At 60.8% G+C, this 20,657-nt stretch carries 23 protein-coding genes; 12 read left to right on the forward strand and 11 right to left on the reverse strand.

The window, feature by feature from the left end; all coding sequences use genetic code 11:
* Positions 1-37 precede the first annotated feature (37 nt).
* Together rnr and topA are read right to left on the reverse strand one after the other, a co-directional pair.
* Positions 38-2,392 (reverse strand): ribonuclease R, encoded by a 2,355-nt coding sequence (gene rnr / locus ASB65_RS12435; protein WP_060724109.1) that lies wholly within the window; start codon positions 2,390-2,392, stop codon positions 38-40.
* Complete coding sequence (topA, locus tag ASB65_RS12440) at positions 2,389-5,073, reverse strand: type I DNA topoisomerase (protein ID WP_060724110.1); 2,685 nt, start codon at positions 5,071-5,073, stop codon at positions 2,389-2,391. Before topA ends, rnr begins: the two co-directional genes overlap by 4 nt.
* 258 nt (positions 5,074-5,331) lie before the next feature.
* Between topA and ASB65_RS12445 the strand changes: the two genes are divergently transcribed.
* Positions 5,332-5,565 carry a hypothetical protein gene (locus ASB65_RS12445; protein WP_020012349.1) on the forward strand — a complete coding sequence of 78 codons (234 nt, stop codon included), beginning with the start codon at positions 5,332-5,334 and terminating at the stop codon, positions 5,563-5,565.
* On the opposite strand, the gene dprA is transcribed toward ASB65_RS12445, so the two are convergent.
* The 5 genes from dprA to ASB65_RS12470 all read right to left on the reverse strand — a co-directional run bounded on the left by dprA (position 5,518) and on the right by ASB65_RS12470 (position 10,247).
* The gene (dprA, locus tag ASB65_RS12450; protein ID WP_060724111.1) at positions 5,518-6,660 is read right to left on the reverse strand and encodes a DNA-processing protein DprA; all 1,143 of its coding nucleotides are present in this window, start codon (positions 6,658-6,660) and stop codon (positions 5,518-5,520) included. The two genes, ASB65_RS12445 and dprA, sit on opposite strands and share 48 nt — an antisense overlap.
* Before the next feature lie 20 nt (positions 6,661-6,680).
* Positions 6,681-7,298 (reverse strand): glycerol-3-phosphate 1-O-acyltransferase PlsY, encoded by a 618-nt coding sequence (gene plsY / locus ASB65_RS12455; protein ID WP_060724112.1) that lies wholly within the window; start codon positions 7,296-7,298, stop codon positions 6,681-6,683.
* Positions 7,299-7,346: 48 nt separating this feature from the next.
* The gene (locus ASB65_RS12460) at positions 7,347-8,639 is read right to left on the reverse strand and encodes a dihydroorotase (protein WP_003502440.1); all 1,293 of its coding nucleotides are present in this window, start codon (positions 8,637-8,639) and stop codon (positions 7,347-7,349) included.
* Complete coding sequence (locus ASB65_RS12465) at positions 8,636-9,577, reverse strand: aspartate carbamoyltransferase catalytic subunit (protein ID WP_003502441.1); 942 nt, start codon at positions 9,575-9,577, stop codon at positions 8,636-8,638. Before ASB65_RS12465 ends, ASB65_RS12460 begins: the two co-directional genes overlap by 4 nt.
* A 238-nt stretch (positions 9,578-9,815) precedes the next feature.
* On the reverse strand, positions 9,816-10,247 hold the full coding sequence (locus ASB65_RS12470) for a hypothetical protein (protein ID WP_060724113.1): 432 nt from the start codon (positions 10,245-10,247) through the stop codon (positions 9,816-9,818).
* Between the two features lie 291 nt (positions 10,248-10,538).
* Between ASB65_RS12470 and ASB65_RS12475 the strand changes: the two genes are divergently transcribed.
* From ASB65_RS12475 to ASB65_RS12495, 6 genes are all read left to right on the forward strand, one after another.
* A complete protein-coding gene (locus ASB65_RS12475; protein WP_065694959.1) occupies positions 10,539-11,117 on the forward strand; it encodes a LysE family translocator in 579 nt (192 codons plus the stop codon).
* 137 nt (positions 11,118-11,254) lie between these two features.
* On the forward strand, positions 11,255-12,907 hold the full coding sequence (locus tag ASB65_RS12480; protein WP_003502448.1) for an acyl-CoA dehydrogenase family protein: 1,653 nt from the start codon (positions 11,255-11,257) through the stop codon (positions 12,905-12,907).
* Between the two features lie 137 nt (positions 12,908-13,044).
* Positions 13,045-13,656, forward strand: a complete 612-nt coding sequence (locus ASB65_RS12485; RefSeq protein WP_003502450.1) for a GNAT family N-acetyltransferase — start codon at positions 13,045-13,047, stop codon at positions 13,654-13,656.
* 154 nt (positions 13,657-13,810) lie between these two features.
* Complete coding sequence (locus tag ASB65_RS12490; protein ID WP_003502452.1) at positions 13,811-14,455, forward strand: TetR/AcrR family transcriptional regulator; 645 nt, start codon at positions 13,811-13,813, stop codon at positions 14,453-14,455.
* A 279-nt stretch (positions 14,456-14,734) separates the two neighbouring features.
* Positions 14,735-14,866 (forward strand): hypothetical protein, encoded by a 132-nt coding sequence (locus ASB65_RS29100; RefSeq protein ID WP_272870732.1) that lies wholly within the window; start codon positions 14,735-14,737, stop codon positions 14,864-14,866.
* Positions 14,863-15,180, forward strand: coding sequence for a DUF6105 family protein (locus tag ASB65_RS12495; RefSeq protein WP_003502456.1), 318 nt, complete (start codon positions 14,863-14,865; stop codon positions 15,178-15,180). The genes ASB65_RS29100 and ASB65_RS12495 overlap by 4 nt, the downstream gene beginning before the upstream one ends.
* Here ASB65_RS12495 and ruvX read toward each other — a convergent pair.
* Positions 15,132-15,611 carry a Holliday junction resolvase RuvX gene (ruvX, locus tag ASB65_RS12500; RefSeq protein ID WP_003502458.1) on the reverse strand — a complete coding sequence of 160 codons (480 nt, stop codon included), beginning with the start codon at positions 15,609-15,611 and terminating at the stop codon, positions 15,132-15,134. The two genes, ASB65_RS12495 and ruvX, sit on opposite strands and share 49 nt — an antisense overlap.
* Positions 15,612-15,625: 14 nt before the next feature.
* Entirely contained in the window at positions 15,626-15,928 is a 303-nt protein-coding gene (locus tag ASB65_RS12505; protein WP_003502460.1) for an alkylphosphonate utilization protein, read from the reverse strand.
* Positions 15,929-16,012: 84 nt separating this feature from the next.
* Here ASB65_RS12505 and ASB65_RS12510 point away from each other — a divergent pair, with 84 nt between their 5' ends.
* The 4 genes from ASB65_RS12510 to ASB65_RS12525 all read left to right on the forward strand — a co-directional run bounded on the left by ASB65_RS12510 (position 16,013) and on the right by ASB65_RS12525 (position 19,155).
* Positions 16,013-16,717: a metal-dependent hydrolase gene (locus ASB65_RS12510; protein ID WP_003502462.1), complete on the forward strand. Its 705-nt coding sequence runs from the start codon at positions 16,013-16,015 to the stop codon at positions 16,715-16,717.
* A gap of 125 nt (positions 16,718-16,842) precedes the next feature.
* Positions 16,843-17,130 carry an Asp-tRNA(Asn)/Glu-tRNA(Gln) amidotransferase subunit GatC gene (gatC, locus tag ASB65_RS12515; RefSeq protein WP_003496362.1) on the forward strand — a complete coding sequence of 96 codons (288 nt, stop codon included), beginning with the start codon at positions 16,843-16,845 and terminating at the stop codon, positions 17,128-17,130.
* A gap of 55 nt (positions 17,131-17,185) precedes the next feature.
* Positions 17,186-18,667 carry an Asp-tRNA(Asn)/Glu-tRNA(Gln) amidotransferase subunit GatA gene (gatA, locus tag ASB65_RS12520; RefSeq protein WP_003502464.1) on the forward strand — a complete coding sequence of 494 codons (1,482 nt, stop codon included), beginning with the start codon at positions 17,186-17,188 and terminating at the stop codon, positions 18,665-18,667.
* The gene (locus ASB65_RS12525) at positions 18,658-19,155 is read left to right on the forward strand and encodes a GNAT family N-acetyltransferase (protein WP_323131206.1); all 498 of its coding nucleotides are present in this window, start codon (positions 18,658-18,660) and stop codon (positions 19,153-19,155) included. Before gatA ends, ASB65_RS12525 begins: the two co-directional genes overlap by 10 nt.
* Positions 19,156-19,224: 69 nt before the next feature.
* Here ASB65_RS12525 and ASB65_RS12530 read toward each other — a convergent pair whose 3' ends face one another.
* Complete coding sequence (locus ASB65_RS12530; protein WP_003502469.1) at positions 19,225-19,482, reverse strand: YjhX family toxin; 258 nt, start codon at positions 19,480-19,482, stop codon at positions 19,225-19,227.
* A 274-nt stretch (positions 19,483-19,756) separates the two neighbouring features.
* Here ASB65_RS12530 and ASB65_RS12535 point away from each other — a divergent pair, with 274 nt between their 5' ends.
* Positions 19,757-20,266 carry a GNAT family N-acetyltransferase gene (locus ASB65_RS12535; RefSeq protein WP_020012369.1) on the forward strand — a complete coding sequence of 170 codons (510 nt, stop codon included), beginning with the start codon at positions 19,757-19,759 and terminating at the stop codon, positions 20,264-20,266.
* Here ASB65_RS12535 and ASB65_RS12540 read toward each other — a convergent pair.
* Positions 20,248-20,580: a DUF1294 domain-containing protein gene (locus ASB65_RS12540; protein WP_060724116.1), complete on the reverse strand. Its 333-nt coding sequence runs from the start codon at positions 20,578-20,580 to the stop codon at positions 20,248-20,250. The two genes, ASB65_RS12535 and ASB65_RS12540, sit on opposite strands and share 19 nt — an antisense overlap.
* Positions 20,581-20,657 lie beyond the last annotated feature (77 nt).

Genomic DNA, 20,657 nt, shown 5'->3' on the forward strand with positions numbered 1-20,657 from the left:
CCTTCTCCCGTTCGTTCAACCGCCTGCAGCGGTCTTGTTATCGTCGCCTTCTCGGCGGACGTGTTCCAGGCTTGGCGGCAAGACGAGATGTCCGCCGGCCTGACTTGTGGAACGACCGCGAGCCGACCGGCATCTTGCGCCCCGGGCTCAGCATATCGAAACGCAGCGCACCTGCCAAAGGCACCGCTTCCGCAAGCCGCACCTGAACCGTATCGCCAAGCTGGTAGCCGAGGCCGGTCTTTTCCCCTGTCAGGGCCTGATGGGCCTCATCATAGAGGAAATAATCGGTTCCGAGTGTAGATATAGGAACAAAACCATCAGCGCCAAATTGCGGCAGCGCGACAAAAAGTCCCGCCTTGGTGACACCGCCGACGCGGCCCTCGAATTCTTCGCCCACCCGTTCAGACAGATGATGCGCGATGAGGCGGTTGATGGTGTCGCGCTCGGCGGCCATGGCGCGCCGCTCGAAGGTGGAGATTTCGGCGGCGATATCGTCCAGCGTCGCTTCTTCCTGCGGAGTGATGCCGCCTTCACCCAGTCCCAGAGAGCCCACCAGCGCGCGATGCACGATCAGGTCGGCATAACGGCGGATCGGCGAGGTGAAATGCGCGTATTTCATCAGGTTGAGGCCGAAGTGACCGATATTCTCAGGACTGTAGATCGCCTGGCTCTGGCTGCGCAGCACCATCTCGTTGACCATGATCTGGTGCGGCGTGTCGAGTGCGCGAGCCAGAATGCCGTTGAAGGAATTGGCGCGCATGGCCGCTCCCTTGGCCATGGTAATGCCGATGGTACCAAGGAATTCGCGCAAAACCTCCTGCTTGGAAAGCGTGGGCGCATCGTGGATGCGATAGACCAGCGGCTGCTTTTTCTTTTCCAGCGTCTCGGCGGCGGCGACGTTCGCCTGGATCATCATTTCTTCGATCAGCTTATGCGCATCGAGGCGTTCGGGAATGACGACCTTGTCCACCGTACCATCAGGCCGAAGCAGGATCTTGCGCTCCGGCATGTCGAGTTCCAGCGGCTGGCGGCGGTCACGGCCGCGCTTCATCACCTCATAGGCATGCCACAGCGGCTTCAGGATAGGTTCCAGCAGCGTACCGGTCTTGTCGTCCGGCCTGCCGTCAATGGCTGCCTGTGCCTGTTGGTAGGAAAGCTTCGCCGCGCTCTTCATCATGATGCGGTGGAAGGTGTGGCCCGCCTTGCGGCCTTCCTTCGAAAAGGTCATCCGCACCGCAAGGGCAGGGCGGTCAACGCCTTCCTTCAGCGAGCAGAGATCGTTGGAAATGCGCTCCGGCAACATCGGCACGACGCGATCGGGGAAATAGACGGAATTGCCACGCTTCAGCGCCTCGCGGTCCAGCGGCGAACCGGGCCGCACATACCAGGAGACATCGGCAATGGCGACGGTGACGATGACGCCGTCAGGATTGTCGGGAGACGTGTCGGGCTCGGCATAGACCGCATCGTCATGATCCTTGGCGTCGGCCGGATCGATGGTTATGAGCGGCAGGTCGCGCCAGTCCTCGCGGTGCGACATGCTGGCTGCCTTGGCGGCATCCGCCTCGGCAAGAACGTTCGAGGGGAAGATATGCGGAATGCCGTGGGAATGGATCGCGATCATCGAGATCGCCTTTTCGGAGGCGACAGAGCCGATGACCGACAGAACCTTGGCGCGCGTCAGGCCATAACGACCGCTGTTGCGCGAGGTTTCCACCTCGATCAGATCGCCATCCTTTGCATCGCCGACGCCATCGGGGTCGATGACCATTTCCTCGCCGCGCCGGTCGATCGGCATAAGCCGTCCGCCGCCGCCCGCCGTCTCCTTGAATACGCCGAGCAGCGCGTTCTGGCGGCGGTCGATCAGCTTCACGACACGGGCCATATAGGCCGGGCCGGCGCTTTCCCTGGAGGGGAAGATCTTCGCCAGAATGCGGTCGCCGAGACCCGCTGCCGGGGCCTTCTTGCCGCGGTCCTGCGATGACTGGCGGATGAGAACGGCGGGGGCCGCCCCCTGATCCTCCGGCCATTCCGCCGGCCGGCCGATCAGTTCGCCGTCCTTGTCACGGGTGGTGATGTCGAGAACCGTCACAGGCGGCAGGCCGCCCGGGCGTGTCAGAGACTTGCGGCTCTTCTGGACCATGCCGTCGGTTTCAAGCTCCTTCAGCAGCGCCTTCAGGACCACGCGGTTTTCACCCTTCAGGCCGAAAGCCTTGGCGATTTCGCGTTTGGAGGCCTGCTGCGGGTGGTCGGCGATGAATTTCAGCAGCACATCGCGTGAAGGCACCTCGCCATGGATGATGCCTTCACCTTCATTCACACGCTTGCCGCGCCCGGTGCGTCCGAAACCGTCGCTGGCGGAACCCTGTCTCTGACGCGGCGCCTTGCTCACTCTGCTGCCTTCTTGGGTTTGGCCGCTGCCTTCGGCTTGGCGGTCGTCTTGCTCTTTGTTGCCGCCTTGGCCTTGGTTGCCTTCGGCTTCGCCGCGGCGTCACCATCGGCCTTCTTGGCAGCGGTCTTCTTGGCCTTTACGGGCTTACCGCCGGTGCCGGTCTTGGCAATACGCTCGGCAATCAACACCAGCGCCTCGTCCAGCGTCACCGAAGCCGGGTCCTGTCCCTTTGGAATGGTCGCGTTGACCTTGCCCCAGTTCACATAAGCGCCGTAACGCCCGTCACGAACAGTGATCGCGCCGCCATCGGGGTGGTCGCCCAGTTCCTTCAGAGCAGCCGGCGTGCCGCTGCGGCCGCGTCCCGGTCCCTTGCTCTGTTTCTCGGCAATGACGGTTACTGCCCGGTTGAGGCCGATCGCGAACACGTCCTCGATGCTTTCGAGGTTCGCGTAGGAACCGTCATGCAGCAGGAATGGTCCGTAGCGGCCGAGACCGGCCGAGATCATCTTGCCGGTTTCCGGGTGCTTGCCGATATCGCGCGGCAGGTTGATGAGCGCCAGCGCCTTTTCGTGGTCGATATCTTCAGGCTTCCAGCCCTTGGGCAGCGAGGAGCGCTTGGCTTCCTTACCGTCACCACGCTGGATATAGGGCCCGAAACGGCCAGAGCGGAGCGTGAGCTCTTCTCCAGTCATCGGATCGGCGCCCAGCGCCTTCGGCTCGTTCGATGCGGCAGCTTCGGCTTCCGAACCGTCCGAGGTCAGCTGGCGTGTATAGTTGCATTCCGGATAGTTGGAGCAACCGACAAAAGCACCATATTTGCCGAGCTTCAGCGAAAGATTGCCGGTGCCGCAAACCTGACAGATGCGCGGATCGGACCCGTCCTCGCGCTTGGGGAAGACCAGCGGCGCCAGAACCTCGTTCAGCGCATCGAGAACGTTGGTGACGCGCAGTTCCTTGGTATCTTCGATCTGGGCGAAGAAATCCTTCCAGAAATCACGCAGAACCTGCTTCCAGTCCAGTTCGCCGGCGGAGATGCGGTCGAGCTTTTCTTCAAGGGCTGCGGTGAAATCGTATTCGACGTATTTGGTGAAGAAGCTTTCGAGGAAAGCCGTCACCAGCCGGCCGCGCGAATGCGGTATCAGCTTGCGTTTGTCGACGACGATATATTCGCGGTCGCTCAGCGTTTTCAGCGTCGCCGCATAGGTGGAAGGACGGCCGATGCCGAGCTCTTCCATCTTCTTGATCAGCGAGGCTTCCGAATAACGCGGCGGCGGTTCGGTGAAATGCTGGCTGGCATTGATCTTCTGCTTGGCGAGGTTTTCGCGCTCGTTGATCGGCGGCAGACGGCCTTCGTCATCACCGTCGTCGCTCTGCTCGCCATCTTCCTTCTGGTCGGTATAGGCGGCGATGAAACCGTCGAAACGGATCACCGAGCCGACGGCACGAAGACCGGCCTTTTCGCCGTTCTTGTCGGCAAGGATTTCCACCGTGGTGCGTTCGATTTCGGCAGAGGCCATCTGGCTCGCAATGCCGCGCTTCCAGATCAGGTCGTAAAGGCGCAGCTGATCGGGATCGAGGTAACGCTTCACCTGATCCGGCGTGCGGTTGAAATCGGTCGGGCGGATCGCTTCGTGCGCTTCCTGGGCGTTCTTGGCCTTGGTGGAATAGAAACGCGCCTTTTCCGGGACGTAACGGTCGCCGAACTGCTCGCCGATGGCAAGGCGGGCGGCATCGATCGCTTCCGGCGCCATCTGCACGCCGTCGGTACGCATATAGGTGATCAGACCGACGGTCTCGCCGCCGATATCGATGCCTTCGTAAAGCTTCTGCGCCACCTGCATGGTGCGCGAGGCGGAAAAGCCCATGCGCGAGGAGGCCGCCTGCTGCAGCGTCGATGTGGTGAAGGGCGGGCCGGGATTGCGCTTGACGGGCTTCGCCTCGACGCTGTCGACCACGTAGGTCGCGCCGTCCAGCAGCGTCTTCAGCCGGTTCGCGTCTTCGCCGGTCTTGATCGCGCGGTTCTGCAATCGCTTGCCGTCAGCGGAAACCAGCTTGGCCTCGAACTCGTCACCGCGCGGGGTCTTCAAAAGCGCGCTGATATTCCAGTACTCTTCGGAAACGAAACGCTCGATCTCGGATTCGCGGTCACAGACGAGACGCAGCGCAACGGACTGCACACGACCGGCGGAACGCGCGCCGGGCAGCTTGCGCCACAAAACCGGCGACAGGTTGAAACCGACGAGATAGTCGAGCGCACGGCGGGCGAGATAGGCGTCGACCAGCGGCACGTCGATGTCGCGCGGGTTCGCCATGGCGTCCAGCACCGCCTTCTTGGTGATGGCGTTGAAGACCACGCGCTTCACCGGCTTGTCGCCGAGAACGCGCTTCTTCTTCAAAAGATCGAGAACGTGCCAGGAAATGGCTTCGCCTTCGCGATCCGGGTCGGTTGCGAGAAAGAGGCCGTCGGAGGATTTTACCGCATCGGCAATATCCTTCATGCGCTTGGCGGAGGCGCTGTCGACTTCCCAGGACATTTCGAAATCCTGGTCGGGCAGCACCGATCCGTCCTTGGCAGGAAGATCCCTCACATGGCCAAAGGATGCAAGAACCTTATAGCCCGGGCCAAGATACTTGTTGATCGTCTTGGCTTTGGCGGGAGATTCTACGACGACGACATTCATATTGTTTTTCTCTGGAACTGGTCCGTTAACATGGCCGGATCGCCGCGCAATGCCGCAATTGGCCTTCTTTATATTTCGACATGGACAGGTAATGCGCGCGGGTCAAGAGGCAAGGCCGATTTTATCACTCCAAGGTGATTGCAACCTATGGATAATCTATTGTTGTATTGCAATCTTTGGTAAAATGGTTATGATGGGCAACATCATTTGAATCTACTTAATGCTCTTCGTTTCAGGCGTAATTCCTAGGATAAATATATGGTCCCGAACGCAACAAACAATAATGCCGACAATGAAGGGACCAGAGAGAACTTGGCTTACATTCGCCAGATGCTGGCGGAGCTGCGCCAGGTCGCCAGCCGCGAGGGCGCCGACATGCTGTGTTATCTGATCGAGATGGCTTATGTCGAAGTCGGTGATATCCAGAGCGGACGACGCAAGCTGTCAATCCGCGATGAAGAGCGACACGCGCCCCCCGGCATGCCGGTTTAGACGTCCTGCAATATCAAGCTCCAGCAGCACCAGGTGAACGGTGGCAGCGGAGAAACCTGTGTGACGGATGATATCGTCCGTTTCCACGGGCGAGGGACCGAGAGCGGCGGCGATGATGCTGCGCTCGTCGTCTCCTGGTGGTGACATCTCCGTGTCGGATCTCGGTTCCTCGATCTTGCGGTCATAGGGCAGTTGCGGCTCCATCAGCGGTCGCAGCGCCTCGAGAATATCGTTGGCACCCGTGGTCAGCATCGCCCCTTCCTTGATCAGCCGGTTGGTGCCCTCGCAGCGTGCATCAAGTGGGGAGCCGGGCACGGCAAAAACCAGCCGTCCCGCTTCGCCGGCGAGACGCGCCGTGATCAGCGAACCCGAGCGCTCCGCCGCCTCCACGATGACGACGCCGAGCGAGACGCCTGATATCAGGCGGTTGCGGCGCGGGAAGTCACGCGCGCGCGGCTCCCAGCCGAAAGGCATTTCGCTGATCGTCGCGCCGCCCTGATCGTATATCTCCTGCAACAGCCCGAAATTTTCCTGCGGGTAAGGACGGTCGAGACCGCCAGCCAGCATGGCAACCGTGCCGGTTGCAAGGCTTGCCCGGTGTGCGGCCGCATCGATGCCGCGCGCCAATCCAGAGGCAATCGCATAACCGGCCCGCCCGCAATCGCGCGCCAGCATGGCGGCGAATTTAGCACCGTTGATGGAGGCGTTGCGCGAGCCGACGATGCCGACGCAGGGCCTTGTCGCCGCGTCCGCCGATCCCTTCATGGCGATCAGCGGTGGTGCGCCATCCAGATGTCGAAGGGCAGGCGGGGAATCCGGTTCGCCGATGCCGATGAAACGCGCGCCGAATTTGTCAGCGGTTTCGATCTCGCCTTCCGCCTCCGCCTGTGTGGCGATGCGCGGGCTGCGGGAGGAGCCGCCCCGCCGTGAAAGCTCGGGCAGGGCGTCGAGCGCCTTTTCGGCGCTGCCGAAATGATTGATGAGTTCGCGGAAGGTAACGGGACCGATATTGTCGCTGCGGATCAGCCTCAGCCAGGCGACACGCTGCCGCGCGGAAAGCTCTATGCCCTGCCGTGTCGTTTCCTCATGCGGCATGGCATATCCTCAAATGGGTCTCAGCCCTTTTGCCCGATCCTGCTTTCCGTGCCAGCCATCAGGCGCTTGATATTTTCGCGGTGCTTCCACCACGAAATCACGCTGAGCAGCGTCACCAGCAGCGCCGTCTTTTCAGGTCCGAGCACCCAGAGGGCCACGGGAATGACCAGCATGGCAAGCAGCGCCGACATCGAGGAATAACGGGTGATGAAGGCGGTCGCGAGCCAGATCAGGGCAAAGGCCAGCATCATCAGCGGTGCTGCACCCAGAAGCACGCCGATATAGGTGGCCACACCCTTGCCGCCCTTGAAGCCGAGCCAAACCGGAAACAGGTGACCGAGAAAGGCGAAGAAACCGGCGACCAGCGACGCCTCATAACCCCAGAGCGCATTGGCGACCAGCACGGCCGCCGTGCCCTTCAGCGCGTCAAGCAGCAGGGTAGCCGCCGCAAGTTTCTTGTTGCCGGTGCGCAGCACATTGGTCGCGCCGATATTGCCGGAGCCAATCTTGCGCACGTCGCCCAGCCCCGCCATGCGGGTGAGAATGAGGCCAAAGGGGATGGAACCGAACAGATAGCCAATCAGCGCTGCCAGCGCGAGAAGGGCAGGCGCCGTCTGCCAGTCAGTCAAAGCACTCATTCAAACGTCCCCTCTGTCGCGCCGGCCGCGTGATCTCTGTTGGTGATCTTATGCCAAGGAATGAACGGCTTTGCCAGCCACATAAGTGGCGACCGCGCGGCCGCTGAAACGGGCATCCTCGAACGGCGTGTTCTTGGATTTCGAGACCAGCTGTTCCTTGGCCACAAGCCACGGTTCGTCGAGGTCGATCAGCGTGATATCGGCCTTCGCGCCAGCCTTCAGCGTTCCCGCATCCAGTCCGAAAATTTTGGCCGGGCGGGTGGAGAGCGCATCGATCAACCGTATCAGCGGAACCTCGCCGCTGTGATGCAGGCGCAGCGCCGCCGCTAGCAGGGTTTCAAGCCCGATCGCGCCGCTCGCCGCATCCGAAAACGGCAGGCGTTTGGTATCGACATCCTGCGGGTCGTGCGAGGAGACGATGATATCGATCGTGCCGTCCTTCAGCGCTTCCACCATGGCTTTGCGGTCGTCTTCGGCGCGCAGCGGTGGCGAGAGTTTGAAGAAGGTCCGGTACTCGCCGATATCGTTCTCATTGAGGGTGAGGTGATTGATCGAGATGCCGCAGGTAGCCTTTACGCCCCGCTGCCGCGCAACGCGGATCGCTTCTGCCGATTCCGGAACGGAAATCTTGGCGGCATGGTAGATCGCCTGCGTCAGCCCGGCAATGCGCAGGTCGCGCTCCAGCGGAATGATCTCGGCTTCCTTCGGAATGCCCGACAGACCGAGCCAGCTTGCGAAAAGCCCTTCATTCATATCGCCGCCGCCGATATATTTGTCGCGGGTTTCAAGCGCGATGACAGCGCCCAGTTCGCGCGCATAGGTCATGGCGCGGCGCAGCACCAGCGTGTCGGAAAGCGCCCTGCGGCCGTTGGTGAAGGCAACTGCACCGGCTTCCTTCAACATGCCGATCTCGGTCATTTCTTCGCCGTTCAGACCCTTGGTCAGGGCTGCTGCGGGATGGACGTTGACGAGCGCCTTGTCGCGCGCCGTCTTTTTCACATATTCGACCAGCGCGATATCGTCGATGACTGGATCGGTGTCGGGCATCATGATGATGCTGGTGACGCCGCCGGCCGCTGCCGCACGCGAGGCGGATTCGATGGTTTCGCGGTGTTCGGCGCCGGGTTCTCCGACGAAGACGCGGGCGTCCACCAGGCCGGGAACGGCCAGCAGCCCCTTGCAGTCGCGCACCGTCGCACCCTCAGGTGCGCCCTGATTATGCGCATCCTTGCCGGCTGCGAGAATAGCGCCATCGGAACCGATGACGATGCTGCCGGTCTCGTCGAGATTACGGGAAGGATCGACGATGCGGAGATTGTTGAGAACGGTAACGGCACTCATACGCGCTCACCCTGATTTTGCGAGACAAGCAGGGTTTCCATGACGGCCATGCGCACGGCAACCCCCATTTCCACCTGGCTTTCGATGACGCTCTGCGGACCGTCGGCCACTTCTGAGGCGATTTCCACGCCGCGGTTCATCGGGCCGGGATGCATGACCAGCGCATCCTCTTTCGCCGCTTTCAGCTTCTCGGCATCGAGACCGTAGTAATGGAAATACTCGCGCACCGAAGGCACGAAGGAACCGGACATGCGTTCGCGCTGCAGCCGCAGCATCATCACCACGTCGGCATTCTTCAGCCCTTCCTTCATGTCGTGGAAGACTTCCACGCTCATGTCGCGAATGCCTGATGGTAGAAGCGTGGCAGGGGCGACGACGCGCACGCGCGCGCCCATCTGGTTGAGCAGGATGATGTTGGAGCGAGCCACGCGCGAATGCAGCACGTCGCCGCAGATCGCCACCGTGATACCCGAAAGCTCGCCCTTGGCGCGACGGATGGTCAGCGCATCGAGCAGGGCCTGTGTCGGGTGCTCATGCTGGCCGTCGCCGGCATTGACCACGGAGCAGGCGACCTTCTGTGCGAGAAGAGCGGCGGCGCCGGCGGAGGAGTGGCGCACGACCAGCACATCCGGGCGCATGGCGTTCAGCGTCATCGCCGTGTCGATCAGCGTTTCGCCCTTCTTCACCGAGGAATTGCCGACCGACATGTTCATCACGTCTGCGCCGAGGCGCTTTCCGGCAAGCTCGAAGGAGGATTGCGTGCGCGTCGAGGCTTCGAAGAACAGGTTGATCTGGGTGAGGCCCCGGAGCGTCGAGGTCTTTTTCTCGCGCTGGCGGCTGATTTTCACCGCCTCATCGGCCTTGTCGAGAAGCAGGGTGATATCCTGATGGGAAAGCCCCTTGATGCCGAGGAGATGGCGATGGGGGAAGAAGACCATGCGGTTTGCCTCCTGACGGGCGCCGCATTTTCCCGTGAAAATGCCCGGAACGCCCGAATGCTGATCCGTGCGCTCCCATTCGCTGTGAACACGCCTCAGGAGTGCCGCGGAATTCGGTCCTGCGCTCTATAGAGATTGCACGGTCGCGGGGCAAGCGCCCGCAACCCCTGAAATGAAAACATGGCGATGTTTCCCCAACCCTAGCGGACAAGTGGCCTGACGATGGTCCGAGCATGCATCAGATGACGCCATGCTCCTTCAAAAGCGCCTGCTCGTCGCCTGACGCCCAGCCGAAAACTCTCGGCGCTCCTTCCAGCCTCTGGACGAAATAGTGAACGTCGAAGTTGATTGCGACATCCGATTGTTGCTTGCGGGTAAAGTTCGCTGTCCAGGCAACGTGGGCGACGCAATGATGTTCATCGATCGGCGAGATACGGATATTGCGGATCCGCATCTCCTTCGTTCCGATCGCTCGATAGCGGTCATAACCCTTCTTCATGACCTGCTTTAAGTGATCATCGTTCTTTCCGGTCATCACCCCGGCTGGGGATGCGGCGATGAAGTCGGAGGCATAGAGGGAGGCGACCTCATCCATATCCATGTCGCCTTTGAGAGACTTGTTGAAAAATCGCTCATACCGCTCGAAGAGCTTTCTCACGCTGGTCTCCATGGTTTCCTCCCCCTGTGCAGCCGTTCAGCAAGTCGCCAACCGAAAAAGCCCGTCGCAAGTTCCATATCAGGCGGCGGCCTATGCAGAATCTCTGACGATGGTGCTTCGAACGGGATCGGATGCCTGCCGCAAGCGGAGCGGATTGACCGTGCGGAACCCGACATTTGGTCCGGGTTGGGAATGTTTCGCCGCTTGCTTTATATCAAGGCGCCGCCCTGCGGCATTGGGCAGTTTCGGGTGGAATTCTCGGGCCAGATCCGGCCTTTGACGCAGTTGACTGGAATTATCGCAATGCATTCCTATTCTGTTTTCGCCCTGGCCGTACTGGCCCTGCTTTTGACGCCTGGCCCGATGAACACGCTTCTGGCGCTTTCCGGTGCCGGTCGTGGTGTCCGAACGTCGCTGCCTTTGATGATCGGTGAAATCGCCGGCTATCTGCTGGTCATTCTTGCGCTTGCTGTGCTGTTTTCCGATTTTCTGAAGATGCATACGGGCCTTGCGCAGGCCATCAAGCTCTGTGCCGCCATCTGGGTCGCATTTCTGGCCGTTCGGCTGTGGACCCTGCCGTCTTCGGCGCCAATCGGTGAGGCGATCACTCCTCGTCGGGTTTTCGTCACCACCTGTCTCAACCCGAAGGGGCTGATCGTCGGCCTTGTCTTGTTGCCACAGGCGCCGCTGACCCAGATATGGCCATATATACTGCTGTTTTCTGCTCTCGTGGCTTTCGCGGCGCTTGTGTGGCTGTTTGCAGGGGCGCTTCTCATCCGCCATGCGGGCCAGTCTTCGCCGAGGCTCGTGCGCGGCACCGCCTCGGGCTTCCTTCTGGTGCTGTCGCTCGGTCTTGCCGGAAACGTGTTTGGCATTCTCTAGGCCGGATACCTAAATCAGGGGCACTCCCGAAAAATGCTGAAAGCGGCGGTTTAATCGTCTCAATCGCTTCCTGCGGGTGGAATTATGCAATATCACCCCACTATGCAACGCCAGTACAAAACAGCTAGAAGCAGCGGATGACCCAGAATTCCCGGACAGAAGAAACGCTCGCCGAACTGAACCAGCCAAGCCTCTGGTCCGGTATCAACGCCTATCGTTCCGATCCGCTGATCGTCGATCTCACGTCCGGCCTGTCGCGCAATCTGAGGGACGAGTTCGACCAGCTCGGCCGCTACGTCACTTCGCATGAGGCGCAGGAGCTGGCGCGCATGGCCAATCAGGGCGTGCCGCAGCTGCACACCCACGGCCCGCGCGGCGAACGTCTGGATCAGGTGGAGTTCCATCCCGCCTGGCACGCGCTGATGCGTCGTTCCATGTCATCGGGCCTGCATTCCAGCGTCTGGGAGAACTCTCCCGATACGCGCGGCAATGAACACAAGGCGCGCGCCACGAAATTCTACCTGACCTCGCAGCTCGAGGCCGGCCATCTCTGCCCGCTCACCATGACCAGCGCCTCCGTTGCCGCCATCATGGCCTCGCCGCGCGTGCAGAAGGAATGGGCGCCGAAGATCCTGTCGCGCAAATATGATTCCTCGCAGAAACCGGGCCTGCAGAAAACCGCCGTCACCATCGGCATGGGCATGACGGAAAAGCAGGGCGGCACGGATGTGCGCGCCAATCGCACCACAGCGGAGCGGGTGGGTGAGGGCATCTATCGCCTGTCCGGCCACAAATGGTTCCTTTCCGCGCCGATGAGCGATGGTTTCGTCATGCTCGCCCAGATGGGCGACGGCATGGGCTGCTTCCTTGTGCCGCGTTATCTGGAGGATGGTTCGAAGAACGGCCTGCACTTCCAGCGCCTGAAGGACAAGCTCGGCAACCGCTCCAATGCATCAGCCGAAGTCGAATTCACCGATGCGTTCGGTTATCTGCTGGGCGATCCCGGCAGCGGCATCCGCACGATCCTCGACATGGTGACGCTGACGCGGCTGGACTGCGCGCTGGCATCATCAGGCATGATGCGCGCCTCGCTTGCCGAAGCGGTGCATTACGCCCGCGGTCGTTCGGTTTTTGGCAAGATGCTGGTTACCCAGCCGATCATGACGCGCGTTCTCGCCGACATGGCGCTGGATGTGGCGGCCTCCACTGCGCTCTCCTTCCGGCTGGCGACGGCGTTTGATGCCGCCCGCAACAATCCGGCCGAAGCCGCCTATGCGCGGGTGATGACGCCCATCGTGAAATACTGGTGCTGCAAGATCGCGCCGGCCCTCATCTACGAGGCCATGGAGTGCCTTGGCGGCAATGGTTACGTTGAAGAGCGGCCGATTGCCCGCCACTATCGCGAAGCGCCCGTCAACGCCATCTGGGAAGGCTCCGGCAACGTCATGGCGCTGGATGTGCTGCGGGTTCTCCAGCGCGGCAAGGACCTGTTCGATCTCGTCTTCCAGACGCTGGAGCGTGATCTCGGACCTGCCGGCAAGAAGACCACCGACGTGCTGCGCGCCGCGATCGCCCTTGCCGAACGTGACGAGGGGGCGGCCCGTCTATTGGTGGAGCAGTTTGCACTCGCGGCCGCTGCCGCCGAGCTTTGCCGCCTTGGCGCCGGCAAGATCGCCGATGCCTTCCTCGAAACCCGTCTGGCGGGCGGCTGGCGGCATACTTACGGCATGCTCGATTCCCGCTTCGATCCGAATTATATAATCGATCTTCTTTATCCGCCTGCATCTTGACCGATGCATGCGGATGAAGGTTTTGCAGTCCTGGCGGGAGGGGGCTCGGGTTTGACAAACAGCAATGGCGTAAGGCTTGTTCTTATCTGTCACGACAGCTTCGCGCATCAATGCGCGGCAAGGGAAGGCGGCTGCCAATGCTGACCTTCCGTTCCGCCCGCGCTGAGGATGAAGACGCGCTCTACGCCATAAGCCTTGCCACCGGCGATGCCGGGCAGGATGCTACCCCGCTTTACAATGATGGCCGCATGGTCGGGCACATCTATTCCGTGCCCTATCTGCATCTCTGGCCCGATGCCGTTTTTGTGGCTGAGGATGAGGAGGGTGTGTGCGGTTATATCGTCGGCGCGCTCGATACGGCGGTGCACGAAGAGCGACTGGAGCGGGAATGGTGGCCGCATCTGCGCACTCTTTACCCCGATCCCGGCGGCGACCAGCAGACATGGGACGCCGATCAGCGCCGGGCCCAGTTCATCCACCATCCGCGCCGCACGCCCACCTGGCTCACCGATCCGTTTCCGGCCCATATTCACATGAACCTGCTGCCGCGCACGCAGGGCAAGGGCGGCGGCACCCGGCTTCTGTCGCGCTGGCTCGATATGGCAAGACAGAACAATGTCTACGGCATCCACCTCGGCGCCAGCGAACGCAACCATGCGGGCATGCGCTTCTGGGAAACCCGCGGCTTCAAACGCCTCGAAAGCCACGAAACGCCCGGCAGCGTGTGGTTCGGCATGGCGCTGGAATAAACCGGCTGATTCCGCGGAGCATGGGTTCGGGATTGTTCACGTCGGCTACCCTTCATCCACAGGAACCTTCCGTCCATCCGCCCCGCCACATTGTTCTTCCCTTCATGCTTTGTTAACCCGTTGAGAAGGCCTTTCAGAAAACGGGTAGGGAATCATGCTGGCGACCGCAGAGGCGATTTCAGCCGACAGACCGGAAAAGCGCATCAAGGATCGCGCTCAGACCGAGAAGGCGATTTTTAACGCGGCGCGATCGCTGCTCGCCGAAGAGGGATTTCAGGGTTTCGGCATCAACGCCGTCGCCCGCCGCGCCGGCTGCGACAAGCAGCTGATCTACCGTTATTTCGGCGGCCTCGATGGCTTGATCGAGGCGATCGGCGAGGATCTCGGCTCCTGGGTGAAGGATCGCATTCCCGAGGACACCGGCGGCATGTTTCTTTTGACCTATGGCGATCTCATGGAAAAGCTGGCGCTTTATTTCATGGATGCGCTGCGCAGCGATCCTCTCGTCTGCAAGATCATCGCCTGGGAAGTCTCTGACGGTTCACCGCAGGTGCGTCAGCTGGCCGAAGCCCGCGCCAAGTCGCTGGGCAAGTGGCTGGAGCGCATGCGTGGTTCGCTGGCGGCGCCGAAGGGCGTGGATACAGCGGCGGTCAATGCCGTGCTGTTCGCCGCCATCCAGCACCTCGTCATCTCCGCTGCCACCAGCGGCCAGTTTGCCGGCGTGCCGCTCAAATCGGACCGGGACTGGGACAAGATCTCCACTGCCGTCAAAAGACTGGTGCGTGGCGTTTACGGCTGAACCGGCTTCAGCAGGTGTAGGGCGGTCACGTTCAGGACCAGCGCGTTAAAGAAAAATCAGCCATGTTTTCACCCGGTCGGCAACCGCCCGGCGCATCCGGTCGTTCACGGGATCACATGCTTTTCCACATGCCGGCCGCCCGTCATTAACCATAATGACAGCTTTCATTTGCCTCGCCCGGGCTGCCGGTCCAGTGTGGATTAATGAAATGTTAACCATGCGCAATGACTGCGCATAAGGGAGCCGCAAGTGAGCCGCTGGACAGCTTTAGGCGTCATGATGACGTTTTTTGTGATGCTGCCGTTGGATATCGACGTGCCGGCGCTGAACCTCTGCCTGATGGCCGTGGCGCGCTGGGCGGTGCTTGCCGGCTTTCCCGATGCGGTGTTGGCGCGGGGGCAGGTGGCATGAAGTGGTTTCTGATACTCTGGGCCGGTCCCGTCGCATTGCTGGGCAGCTGGTACTGGCTTTCCTATTACGACATGAGCTTCGGCTTCTACATGCTGACGCGGCAGACCCATGATCTGGTGTTCGAGATATACGGCAATATTCTCGGCCTGCCGCCGGAAAGCCTGCCGCCGCTGGTGGCGCGCGCCATCGCGCTAGACAGTCTGATCGTTTTTGCGATTCTCGCATTCCGCAAGAGAAAGCAGATTGCCGCCTGGTGGCAGGGCCGTCAGTCGGCCGCGCGGGTGAGTGCGGAAAGCCTGTCCAGCGCGCCCTGAAGAATGAAGCTCGCGGCGGCCGAATCGATACGTTCGGCCCGTTTGGCGCGTGAGACGTCCATTTCCAGCAATGCGCGCTCGGCCGCGACTGTTGAAAGCCGCTCATCCCAGAAGATGAAGGGCAGGGCGGTTTTTTCACCCATGGTGCGCACGAAGGCGCGCGTTGCCTGCACGCGGGGACCGGCCGAACCATCCATGTTCATGGGCAGGCCGATGATGAAGGCGGAAACTTTTTCCTTTTCGGCGAAGGCCAGCAGCACTTCCGCATCCTGCGTGAATTTCACCCGTTTGATGACCGGACGCGGCGTTGCAAAGCGCCGCGACAGGTCTGACATGGCAAGCCCGATGGTCTTTGTGCCGAGGTCGAGGCCGGCAATTGCCTGCGCGGGCTGAAGCGTCTGCGCCAGTTCCTCGATGGTGAGTATTGCCATGTCGCGCGCTGTCCTTACCGTTTGCGGACGAATTCAGTGCGTAGCACCAGACCCTTGACCGCATCATGCCTGCAATCGATCTCTTCCGGATTGTCTGTCAGGCGGATCGACTTGATTACGGTGCCCTGCTTGATGACCGTGTTGGTGCCCTTGACCTTCAAATCCTTGATCAGGGTGACGGAATCGCCATCTTCAAGCACATTGCCCGCCGCATCGCGTACTTCATTCGCACGCGCCGCTTCTGCAGCCAGTTCGGAGGCCGGTCGCCATTCACCGGTCGCCTCGTCATACACGTACTCGTCATCATTTGCGGCCATGGTCGCCTCTCTTAAATATTGGTAGTGCGGTTGTTCAGGCCGTCCTATGTCATAATATACCGGTAATACAAAGGAGAACTTCCCATGAAAATCACCTGGCTCGGCCATTCCGCCTTCCGCCTCGAAAACGGTAGCGCGAAGATCCTCATCGATCCGTTCTTCACCGGCAACCCCGGTTTTGCCGGACAGGATGGGAAGTCGGCGGCCGAAGGCATCACTCATATTCTCCTGACCCACGGCCATGGCGACCATGTCGGCGATACCGTTCAGCTTGCGCGCGAGACGGGTGCAACCGTACTGGCCAATGCCGATCTTGCCGCATGGCTTTCCGCCAAGGGTGTCGCGAAGGTCGATATGGGTAATACCGGCGGCACGGTGCATTTTGACGGTTTTTCCGTCACCTTCACCAATGCACTGCATTCCTCCGCCCAGATCACCGAGGATGGCGTCTCCCATTCGCTCGGCAGTGCCAATGGCCTGATGCTGCATTTCGAAGACGGTCCGGCCGTTTATCACATGGGCGATACCGACATCTTTTCCGACATGAAGCTGATCAATGAACTGCACCAGCCGGATATCGGCCTCGTGCCGATTGGTGACCGCTTCACCATGGGCGGAGCCGTCGCGGCGCTTGCCTGCCAGCGCTTCTTCAAGTTCGAGAATGTCATTCCCTGCCACTATGGTTCCTTCCCGATCATCGACCAGACGCCGGAGAAGTTCGTGACCGGCATGGAGGGGTCGGAAGCCCGTGTCCACACGCCTAAGGCGGGCGATACGCTGTCCTTCTGACGTTTTGCTCAGGCATGTCGTGACCGCAAAAGCACCTCACACTTTGACGCGACATGCTTTCTACCGTTGCGAATGGCGGACATGGTGATTATAGCGGGTAGGAAAATTCCTACCGGAGTAGAACCATGTCCGTCGATCTCGCCACCGTAAAGCGCGTTGCGCGCCTTGCCCGTATCGCCGTCAGCGAAGAAGAAGCACAGAATATGCTCGGCCAGCTGAACGGCATACTCGGTTTCGTGGAGCAGCTTTCGGAAGTGAATGTCGACGGCGTCGAGCCGATGACATCAGTCACCCCGGTGGAGATGAAAAAACGTGCCGACGTGGTGACCGACGGCAACAAGGCGGAAGACATTGTCGCCAATGCGCCCGCGACCGACCGGGACTTCTTCATGGTCCCGAAAGTGGTCGAATAATCCGACCGCCGTTTGCCGCCCGATTTTTCCAAGATTTCGAAAGCCGTTGCCGACCATGACCGACCTGACGAGCCTGACCATTGCCGAAGCCCGCGAAAAGCTGAAGGCGAAAGAGTTTTCCGCCCTTGAGCTGACCGACGCCTATCTCTCCGCCATCGACGCGGCGAACGGCGCGCTGAACGCCTATGTCGTAACCACGCCTGAAAAGGCGCGTGACATGGCGAAAGCCTCCGATGGCCGTATCGCGTCCGGTTCGGCTGGCGAGCTGGAAGGCGTTCCGCTTGGTGTGAAGGACCTTTTCGCCACCCGTGACATCCACACGCAGGCGTGTTCGCATGTTCTCGATGGCTTCAAGCCGAAATATGAATCCACCGTTACCCAGAATCTCTGGGATCAGGGCGCCGTCATGCTCGGCAAGCTCAACATGGACGAATTCGCCATGGGCTCGTCCAACGAAAGCTCCTGGTACGGTCCGGCCATCAATCCCTGGCGCGCCAATGGTTCCGAGCAGAAGCTCGTGCCCGGCGGTTCCTCCGGCGGTTCGGCCGCTGCCGTGGCCGCGCATCTCTGCGCCGGCGCCACCGCAACCGACACGGGCGGCTCCATTCGCCAGCCGGCAGCCTTTACCGGCACCGTTGGCATCAAGCCCACCTATGGCCGTTGCTCACGCTTCGGCATCGTTGCCTATGCCTCCTCGCTCGATCAGGCCGGCCCGATCGCCCGTGACGTGCGCGACGCCGCTATCCTGTTGAAGACCATGGCAAGCGTTGACGCCAAGGATACGACCTCGGTCGACCTGCCGGTGCCGGATTACGAAAAGGCCATCGGCCAGTCGCTGAAGGGCCTGAAGATCGGTATCCCCAGGGAATACCGCGTTGACGGCATGCCGGAAGAAATCGAAAAGCTCTGGGCCAAGGGCGTGGAATGGCTGCGCGATGCCGGCGCCGAGGTTGTCGATATCTCGCTACCGCATACCAAATACGCGCTGCCTGCCTATTACATCGTCGCACCGGCGGAAGCCTCTTCCAACCTCGCCCGTTATGACGGCGTGCGTTACGGCCTGCGCGTCGACGGCAAGGACATTGCCGACATGTACGAAAAGAGCCGCGCCGCCGGTTTCGGCAAGGAAGTGCAGCGCCGCATCATGGTCGGCACCTATGTGCTGTCGGCCGGTTATTACGACGCCTATTACCTGAAGGCGCAGAAGGTTCGCACGCTGATCAAGCGTGACTTCGAAAACGTCTTCCACGAAGGCGTCGACGCCATTCTGGCGCCGATCACCCCGTCCTCCGCCTTCGCAGTCGGCGACGAGGAACTCGCCTCCGATCCGGTGAAGATGTATCTGCAGGACGTTTTCACCATCACCGTCAACATGGCCGGCCTTCCCGGCCTTTCGGTTCCGGCCGGCCTTGACGGCAAGGGCCTGCCGCTTGGCCTGCAGCTCATCGGCAAGCCATTCGAGGAAGAAACGTTGTTCAAGACGGCGCACGCCATCGAGCAGGCCGCCGGCAAGTTTACCCCCGCCAAGTGGTGGTAAGCGGCCTCAAGCTTAGACAGATGAACGAAGCCGATCGCCATGCGGTCGGCTTTGTCGGTTTTGCCGCCTGGCGTTCCGGCGAGGCCTTCGACGACAGCTATCTCGATCCTGATGTCATCGAGCGGGTGAGTAGCGAATTCGAGAGTTTCGCCAAGTCTCCGACTGGTGACGTCGTCGTCGCTGAGATGGAAGGCGTGATTGCCGGCTGGGGCGCATGCGATGTGGCGCCGCATCACATTTCCGATCTCTGGGTGGACCCGAACTGGCAGGGCAAGGGGATCGGCAAAGCCCTGATCCTTCATTTTCTAGACAGGATGCGCGCGCAAGGCCTGCCGCTAGCCACCATCGACACCCATGCCAGAAATCGCGCCGCTATCGGTCTTTACGAGCGTTGCGGATTTGAGATCGTCTGGCGCGGCATGGAATGGTCCGACATCATGAAAGTCGAGCTTGAAAAGGTGAAGCTCGAGCGCAGGCTCTCGCCATAACCCGCTTTTACGGCCGCAGCTGATTCTCGGCGAAATGCCGGGCGACAGCGCTGCCGCCGCCCGGTCGATTTATCTGTTGTCCAGCTCACCCCGCACGAGTTCCAGCCCGCGCGTGGTGATGAGGTAGGGCTTGCCGCCCGAGGAGGCGATGGCTCTCTTCCGTTTCAGCTTGCGGAAGGTGAGGAGATTGAGGCCGCTGAAAATCCAGCCATCACGCGTATAAAGCGCGAGTTTTTCGATTTTGTGGGCGTCATCTCGAACGAGTTCAATTCTGCCGCCCTGGGCGAGCAGGTGAAGAATGCGCTGTTCGGCGCGGGAAATGTCCATTTTTGGAAGTCCGGTCGGCGTCATATAGACGCGTGAAAACAAATCCGGGTGCCATTAAGGCATCCGGCTCGGTTTCAGCATGGCCCGGCGCGCAATAAACTTGCGGGCAGGGCCTTTACCGGGACTCCGATTGAGCGAACATAAAAACTCCGTTCTTGCTCCTTTTGGGTAGCGGGCGAACCCGGCGCGGTCAAGTCCCGCCAGGCGTGAGAAAACCATGCTGGTCGAATCGCGCTGGCAATGGTTTAATTTCAACGGCCATGGAGGGTGCGGCTTGATCGTCATTCGCAATGCGCATGAGCAGGAAGCGGAGGTTCTGGCGGCCATCGGCCTCAGGGCATGGCGACAGGCAACCGCAGCTCTCGGCATCACCCCGACCCTTTACGACAATGCGGCCAGCGCCTTTTCCAATTTTACCCGCTCGTCATGGCTGGCAATCAGGGTGGCGGAATTCGGTGGCTCGGTTGCGGGCTGGGCGGCGCGCGAACATTTTGACGAGACGATTTCCGATTTCTGGATCGATCCGGATTTTCAGCGCCGGCGGGTCGGCAGTCGTCTGCTGGGTGATGTGGAAAGGCTGATAGAGGACAGGGGGTTCGAGACCATCCGGCTTGAAACCCACGCCCAGAACGAACCGGCCGTCGCCTTTTTCCGCCACCATGGCTATAGCGTCCGCTGGCTCTCCGTTTCCTATGCGCCAAAGCTCGATCGCGAAGTGCAGTCGGTAGGCCTGCAGAAGCAATTGGCGGAGGTTGAGAGTGGTCTTTATGGGCCGGCTTTCTGAGAGAGAGTTTGCAGAGCATCCACCAGCCGCATCGGCCAGTCTGGCATGATGGCAAGCGATGCGATAAGGCCCACCTGCAATATCACGATTGATATCAGGATGCTGCGGAAGGGTTCCTTACGTGTTTTATGCCGCAGCAGGCGTTGTGCCGAGATCGCACCCAAGCTGCCGCCAATGAGCGCAAGCGATAACAGCGTGCTTTCCCGGATACGCCATTCGCCATTCCTCGCCGCTTGCTTGTCCCACCAATAGACAAGAAAGACGAAAAGATTGAAGGCGATATAGGCCGTGAAGCAGAGAGCGATCGTCACCATGGCGTGAATTGAAACCGGGAAGCGTAAAAAACGCGTATCCGGTATGGGCTAAAATCCCGGGCCTGGCGTGACAGGGT

Origin of the sequence: Agrobacterium tumefaciens str. B6 (genome assembly GCF_001541315.1) — a bacterium.
Lineage (GTDB): Bacteria > Pseudomonadota > Alphaproteobacteria > Rhizobiales > Rhizobiaceae > Agrobacterium > Agrobacterium radiobacter.